10 protein-coding genes are annotated in these 6,398 nt (G+C 33.9%); 7 read left to right on the forward strand and 3 right to left on the reverse strand.

From position 1 onward, the window contains the following. Window positions 1-223: 223 nt before the first annotated feature. The 3 genes from ACYQ73_RS27950 to ACYQ73_RS27960 all read right to left on the reverse strand — a co-directional run bounded on the left by ACYQ73_RS27950 (window position 224) and on the right by ACYQ73_RS27960 (window position 1,681). Window positions 224-676: a hypothetical protein gene (locus tag ACYQ73_RS27950; RefSeq protein WP_460015439.1), complete on the reverse strand. Its 453-nt coding sequence runs from the start codon at window positions 674-676 to the stop codon at window positions 224-226. Between the two features lie 96 nt (window positions 677-772). Next, window positions 773-1,057, reverse strand: a complete 285-nt coding sequence (locus ACYQ73_RS27955; RefSeq protein WP_460015440.1) for a hypothetical protein — start codon at window positions 1,055-1,057, stop codon at window positions 773-775. A gap of 201 nt (window positions 1,058-1,258) precedes the next feature. Further along, a complete protein-coding gene (locus ACYQ73_RS27960) occupies window positions 1,259-1,681 on the reverse strand; it encodes a hypothetical protein (protein ID WP_460015441.1) in 423 nt (140 codons plus the stop codon). A 733-nt stretch (window positions 1,682-2,414) separates the two neighbouring features. Here ACYQ73_RS27960 and ACYQ73_RS27965 point away from each other — a divergent pair. The 7 genes from ACYQ73_RS27965 (at window position 2,415) to ACYQ73_RS27995 (ending at window position 6,240) form a co-directional block, all read left to right on the forward strand. Further along, window positions 2,415-2,603, forward strand: a complete 189-nt coding sequence (locus ACYQ73_RS27965; RefSeq protein WP_460015442.1) for a hypothetical protein — start codon at window positions 2,415-2,417, stop codon at window positions 2,601-2,603. A gap of 731 nt (window positions 2,604-3,334) precedes the next feature. Next, window positions 3,335-3,481, forward strand: a complete 147-nt coding sequence (locus ACYQ73_RS27970; protein WP_460015443.1) for a hypothetical protein — start codon at window positions 3,335-3,337, stop codon at window positions 3,479-3,481. Between the two features lie 256 nt (window positions 3,482-3,737). Continuing rightward, window positions 3,738-3,974, forward strand: a complete 237-nt coding sequence (locus ACYQ73_RS27975; protein ID WP_328010523.1) for a DNA-binding protein — start codon at window positions 3,738-3,740, stop codon at window positions 3,972-3,974. Between the two features lie 42 nt (window positions 3,975-4,016). Then, entirely contained in the window at window positions 4,017-4,295 is a 279-nt protein-coding gene (locus ACYQ73_RS27980) for a hypothetical protein (RefSeq protein ID WP_460015444.1), read from the forward strand. Beyond that, the gene (locus ACYQ73_RS27985) at window positions 4,288-5,211 is read left to right on the forward strand and encodes a zeta toxin family protein (RefSeq protein WP_460015445.1); all 924 of its coding nucleotides are present in this window, start codon (window positions 4,288-4,290) and stop codon (window positions 5,209-5,211) included. Before ACYQ73_RS27980 ends, ACYQ73_RS27985 begins: the two co-directional genes overlap by 8 nt. Before the next feature lie 16 nt (window positions 5,212-5,227). Then, a complete protein-coding gene (locus ACYQ73_RS27990) occupies window positions 5,228-5,440 on the forward strand; it encodes a hypothetical protein (protein ID WP_460015446.1) in 213 nt (70 codons plus the stop codon). Window positions 5,441-5,517: 77 nt separating this feature from the next. Continuing rightward, on the forward strand, window positions 5,518-6,240 hold the full coding sequence (locus tag ACYQ73_RS27995; protein WP_460015447.1) for a Fic/DOC family protein: 723 nt from the start codon (window positions 5,518-5,520) through the stop codon (window positions 6,238-6,240). Window positions 6,241-6,398: the final 158 nt, after the last annotated feature.

Here is a 6,398-nt window from a genome sequence, read left to right on the forward strand (position 1 = left end):
AAACTACGACTACAGGTTGGCTCCCTAGTACAGTCGTAGCATCAGTTTAACATACTAAAGCCTTATGAAAAATCGAAAAATCACTAGGCTTATTCAGCATGGCCCAATTTATCAAAATAATATCAGAGAGTTAAGAAAGTTATTATAGATATTTGACTAATCGTAAGAAAAAGAGCTGCATAAACAACTCAATGATCTTCAAGTAAAGCACCCGTTAGTTTCTTCACGTTCTTTTCTTTAAATAAAATGAGCAAAATCCTGAAACACAAAGGCTGGCTATAAACGTCCAGAAGTTAAAAAACAAATGATTAGAAAAAGGATTTAAATAGGATATTTCGTATTCAAAATATGAATTGATTTCATTTCGAAATGAAACGATTCGATAAATCGTTACTCCCAAAATCAGCACAACTACCCCTGAATAACAAACTTGAAATATTTTTCTTTTCACTAAAAAACGTTTGTGTAACTTTTCAAAAACAAACATCATTGTAAAGAAAAAATAAAGAATAATTAGCATCGGAAACATAACAAACATTAAGCCTGGGTTTCCATTTCCTCCAACAAAATTGTCACCTGAGGGGTCGAATGAAGTAGTCATCATATTAGTGAATGTAAAGCCGACAACACTTACAATTCCCGAGAAAACAACACTTAGCCAAAAAAGAAAACGCATTATAACCCTCCTCAACAAACTTGCTTTGTTAGTTGGATTATAACCTTTCCAAAGCGAGATATGGGGACGTAAATCCAAATGAACAACAATAAGTAATTATTTTTTATTTTTCAGTTCTAAAAGTATAGGTGCTATATTTAGTAAAATAGAAACAATTGTCAAAAACCATAATGCCTTTTCCATAGTAGGTACTACATCCCCTAAAGCCGCCCAATCTTCAACTTTTACCCAATTAGATACAAGGCTATGTTCTGCACAGAGTGTCAATGCTGTAAATGATAACCCCATTGCCATTGCAAGCTTATAATCTTTACCTGTTGCATACATATAAAGATTTATAAAAGTTGCTACTATTGCAATAAGACCTAATATTAACCACATAATTATGTCGCCTCCCTTTTCAATATAGACATAAATTGTAGTTGTATGGTTCACGAACCATCATTTGGTAACCGCTCTTTCCTTAACGTTGTAAATCCACATAAATATGGCGAGACCCCTTATTCCACTAAAGCTACAGTTAGTTAAATAAGAAAAATGCCCTGCTCCCTTATCGAAGCAAAGCACAGGTAGTTAAATAACTTATATCTGTTCTTGATAAATATTTAATCGTAAAGGTTCAAATTTTAATGCTATTTTAAACTCTTCAAGATTTTCAACCAAATGATAAAAAACATCCACATCACCATCGGTATCAAAATACCATTCTGACGTTTCCAAACTTCTAAGTTCATTAGTTGGGGTAAATACAAATTCACAATGGAGTTGTTCCATCCCAGAATATTCGTCATCTTCATAGACAGTAAATTGTCTAACGAAATCAAAATAAAATAATTCTTCTCCTGTAAAATCGTATACTCCACATTGGAAGAGTAAAGCTATTTCCTCTTCTCCTTCAACTGGTTGTCTTCCAAACGATATAAATTCATTCCAAACATTTGCTATAGTTGTATTTTCACCAATCTTCTCTTTGAGGAAACCTTCAGCATTTTGAGCAGTAATCATATTGTAACTCCTTTAATCAACTTAGTTTATTGTCGCTTATTATACCAAATCTTTATTCAACTAAACTGCTCCGTTAGTTTAAGTACAATTCTTCACAAGATAACCATCAGTTTTAACATAAATGTCCAATAAAAAAATCATCTCAAAGAATAACTAAAGAGATGATTTTTATCAAACTTTATTACAAATTATCAATCTTTATTATAAACAATCAATCTTTTTTTCAAAGCTACACCAATAAGAATTTTTCGACTTTACTTAGAATTCTATTCAGGTATTTATAGTTGCAGCTGTATGATGTAAAGATTAAACCGAACAATCTAATAAATGACAAACAAAAAAGTCGTCATTTGACGACTTTTCATTTGCTCATATATTCAGCACTTACGGCGATACCAGCTACTCCTGTCCAAAGTGTTTCAGATACAACTGAAATAAGGGGTTTTGCATTTAAAAGATTTGATGATTTTTTCATAGGCATCTCTCCTGTCGATGTTTTTAAACTAATAAATCTTAGTACAAATGCTAACAGGAGTAAGATTATTGCTACTGATATAGATAATGGGGCCGCAGTTACACTCGCAAGTGCTCAATATACGAATTATTTTACTGTAATCAGTATATCACGAATGTTCTGAAAGGTCGATATTGGTCAAACTTCTGCAAATGCAACTTTCAGAAAGGGATTTCTCCCCATTTGTCGAAAAATAGAAGATGAAAGGAGAATAGCTTCATGAAGTCGATATTAACAAAAATTAAAGAAAATTTTATAACTAGTACTCCTAAGCCCCCTAAAAATGCTTGTTATTTTTGTAAACGAAAAGCAGTCGATTTAAGAAATTACAAGAATGAAAGAAATAAAAAAATTAAGGTATGTCATCTGTGTATTGAATATGCAGAAAGACGAGCCTATCGTAAATAAAATATTCCAGTTCGCCTAAAGGCGGACTTTTTTTCTTAAGAAAATGCTTATAAGTATATTTTTCCTTCTGTTTTGAGTGTGCTCAGACGCATCGAAATTTTTTTAGACGTATCTTTCTTTGTTCGATGCGTTTCAGAGCTGTTTAAATTCAGTAAAAGATTAAAAAACCTACTTCGGGCGGCAGCACTACAGACTGTAGAAATATGGCCATCTACGGTAGGGCGTGTAGATTGCCATATATCAACATTCTATACGTGTCACTGTGGCACTAAAAGGCTCGATAACTAGGGTCTGTACGGCTCATGCTTCGCCTACATACCCTAAGTTCCTGATCCGTTTGCCTATCGGCACGTACCCCATGAGCCGAAAACCTTAAGACCATAAGGCAAGGAAATTTTCGGCTGAAGCCGAAAATTGCGTCGCTGTGCTCCTTATTTTTTCCCTTTGCCTTCCGAATCGTAAGACAGCGAGCCAGTCGTTCAAGGGCGGAAAAACTTTTTGCTTAAGAACGCTGCGCAACAGCAAAAACTTTTACCGAAAGCCCCCTTGACCAACTGTCTATACGTGTTTTTCGTTCTCCATGTCAAAGGGGAAAAATAATCCCCTTTGGGAACTAATTTCGCTTCTACAGGCAAAGTGAAAAAATGGAAAAAAAGTAAAAAAATATACAAAATCTATTTACATTTATAAATAGGTATTGTATAATAAGTATATAAAGGAGGTGAATATAAGTGGATGAATTTGAAAAAGTCCTTGCGCTTGTCGCACTTGTTGCTACAACATTTAAAGCTTTCACGTCAGGCTTTAAAGACATTTACGACATGAAAAAAGGAAAAAAGAAAAAGCGACGTTCCCCCGCTAAGAAGAATCGTCGCTAATACTTTGGGAAGGAGGTTAACCCTCCTTCTTAAATAAAATTATAACACATCCACTTATTTGTATATATGAAAAAGGTATTCGAAAAATTTGGTTATGTAAATATTGCCTTGCTGTTTGCTAGTACAGTTATAATACTGAAGTATGTTGATTTTCAAGATCGCTCAACCTTTGGCAATGTATTACTAGCCCTGTATGGAATCACAATTTCAATCCACGCTGTAAGACTTATGTTTATAATTAAAGTGAGGTGAAATTGTGGAATATAAATTTGCATCAACTGAGGAACTTCTTGGGTTTTTAAATGAAGAATTATTGTCTGGAGCTGAAGCAGCATCAATATTAGAAATATCAACGGCCCGGCTAGGACAATTGGTGAAGGATGGAAAATTAATAGTTGCTAAAGAACAACCTAAAATGTTCTTAAAAAGCATGCTGCTGGAGAAGAAAGACGAACTCGAATTACTCCGGAAGAAATATAGACCATATGAATAGTTGAGTACCTGGTGGTTTCATTAAAAGAAGGGAGTGTTGAAAATGGAAAAGCCTTTAAACTACGAAAAAACTTTCAAAATCGAAATATTAAATGAATTTGCAAATGGTGTTCATGCACAATTATTAAACTACATCTTTAACAATGGAATTGATATAAATGATAAAAGTAACTCTTACGTTATTCTGTTAGATCAGCTGTCAGAATTTCTTGATAAAGATTTATTTGAAATGTCAATTCAAGAGTTGGATGGTTTAAAGATTTTTTGGAAATGCATGGACGAACTTATTGGGGGAATAACAAAGGAAAATGCAAATGAATAAGTCTGAATTGTCGCTCTTCACTGATGCCGAGTTCCAGCAGCGTTTTAACTATACAAAAGATAGATTGAGTAAAAATAAGACGAGACAAGAAAATCCAGTTGCTTTCCTTTTAGGAGGCCAACCAGGGGCAGGGAAAAGCACTTTACACGCATTAGCTAAAGATAAATTAAACAAGGATGTTATTACTATTGATAATGACACGTTTAAAATCCAGCACCCAAAATTTTCTGCACTAGTTAAGGAGTATGGAAAAGATTATGTAGAGCATGTTACGCCTTTTTCAAATCGAATGACAGAAGCTTTGATTGATTATTTTAGTAAGGAAGGCTTTAACTTAACTATTGAAGGTACTTTACGAACTGCTGAAACACCAATGAAAACAGCTTCAGCTTTAAAAGAAAAAGGCTATGAAGTCAATCTTTATGTAATGGCGGTATCGAAAGATTTATCTTACTTAGGTACGTTGGAGAGATATGAGTCAATGTATGCAACAAAGCCACAAACTGCAAGGTCAACGGATAAGGCAATTCATGACACAGTAGTTACTAATTTACCTAATAATCTTGATATCCTTTTTAAAGGGAATCATTTCGCTGATATTAGTCTTTTTACAAGGGAAGGAACTAAGGTTTATTCTAGTGTTGAAACACCTTCAATTAGCCCTAAAGAGGTTATTTCCAACGCATTAAATGAGAAGCCGCCTAGCGATGTTTTGTTGAACAAAATTGAGTGTATTATTAATCAGGCCAAGCAAAATAATCATCAACTACCTGAACTTTCAAATTGGCAGAAAGAACTTAAGCAACAAGGGAAACAAGGTATTTTCTCCTTGAAGGGTATAAAAGAAATTGATACCAATATCAAAGGCCAACAGCAGGATCAAGCCAAAGATAAAAAGCGAGATCAATCACTTTAAAAGAGGAGGATGAAGTATGGGTAAATATAGCATTGCTAATACAACCAAAGAAGAGCGAGCGGAAAGATTGGCACAAGCAGAAGCAATTAACAGCTTAGGAGCTAAACCAGTAGCTCCTGAAGATCAGGTCTTATTCCAGAGACATATTGATGGTGAGTTGGAAATTGAGGAAGTTGCACAGATGTTAATAAATAAATACAAAAAATCTCCTGAAGCTCTGAATGACTAATTTCAGAGCTTTTTTGAAATTTATTATAAGGGAGCGTTATATTTATGAATGATCCGTACTTAATTCCAAATAGTTTTGTGTTAAAAAACAAATTAAATATTACTGATCAGGAAGAATTAGATAAAGCTGAATCTGCTATCTCCCTGGTTAGATTAGCAAACGTTAATGAAGTTAAAGGGGATTTTGATTATAAGCATTTAATGGATATACACAAGCACATTTTGGGTGACGTTTATGAGTGGGCCGGACAACCTCGTTTGATGGATATAGAAAAAGCTGAACCCGTGCTTTCAGGTATGAGTGTTCAATATCGTCAAAATAAAAAAATTCCTGCTGAAGCTAAAGCAGCCATTAACGAATTGAAAAAAGTTAATTGGAGTAATTTAGATACATATGAACAGAAAGCTGAAGCATTTTCAAAGAATATGGCCACACTATGGCAAGTACACCCTTTCCGTGAAGGTAATACGCGAACTGTAACAGAATTTTGTGTACAATATGCAGCTACTCAAAATATATTTTTAGATAAAAAGTTATTCGCGCAAAATGCTTCATTTACTCGAAATGCCCTTGTTATGGCGAGTATCGGGGAATACTCTGACTTTTCACATTTGAATCGAATTGTTAAGGATGCTATGGAGAGTGGAGATAAAGTGAGGATAAGTATTAAAGAAAAAACCGAACAAATTAAATCATCATCCAAAGATATTTTTTCATTAAAAAGCGTTAAAGAGATTGAAACTAAAATTAAAGCGGAGCAGGACCAAGCTAAAGAGAAGAAAAGAGACCACTCGCGTTAAACAAAAAGGGATAAAAAAAGCCCTCTTTTATTAAACTGTACCCTATAAGATAGACACTTTGAAAAAAGTCTATCCTATAGGGTACTTTTGTTTATAATGAGAAAAAAGATGTCGGAGCGGAATAAATGACGAAAAGATTATTTACTAAAAAAGAGCAA

The sequence above is a fragment of the Lysinibacillus sp. CTST325 genome (assembly GCF_054665055.1).

Bases quoted from the DNA above. Each gene is read 5' to 3' on its own strand.
- ACYQ73_RS27950 (WP_460015439.1), bottom strand. From the start codon at position 676: ATGCGTTTTCTTTTTTGGCTAAGTGTTGTTTTCTCGGGAATTGTAAGT.
- ACYQ73_RS27955 (WP_460015440.1), bottom strand. From the start codon at position 1,057: ATGTGGTTAATATTAGGTCTTATTGCAATAGTAGCAACTTTTATAAAT.
- ACYQ73_RS27960 (WP_460015441.1), bottom strand. From the start codon at position 1,681: ATGATTACTGCTCAAAATGCTGAAGGTTTCCTCAAAGAGAAGATTGGT.
- ACYQ73_RS27965 (WP_460015442.1), top strand. From the start codon at position 2,415: ATGAAGTCGATATTAACAAAAATTAAAGAAAATTTTATAACTAGTACT.
- ACYQ73_RS27980 (WP_460015444.1), top strand. From the start codon at position 4,017: ATGGAAAAGCCTTTAAACTACGAAAAAACTTTCAAAATCGAAATATTA.
- ACYQ73_RS27985 (WP_460015445.1), top strand. From the start codon at position 4,288: ATGAATAAGTCTGAATTGTCGCTCTTCACTGATGCCGAGTTCCAGCAG.
- ACYQ73_RS27990 (WP_460015446.1), top strand. From the start codon at position 5,228: ATGGGTAAATATAGCATTGCTAATACAACCAAAGAAGAGCGAGCGGAA.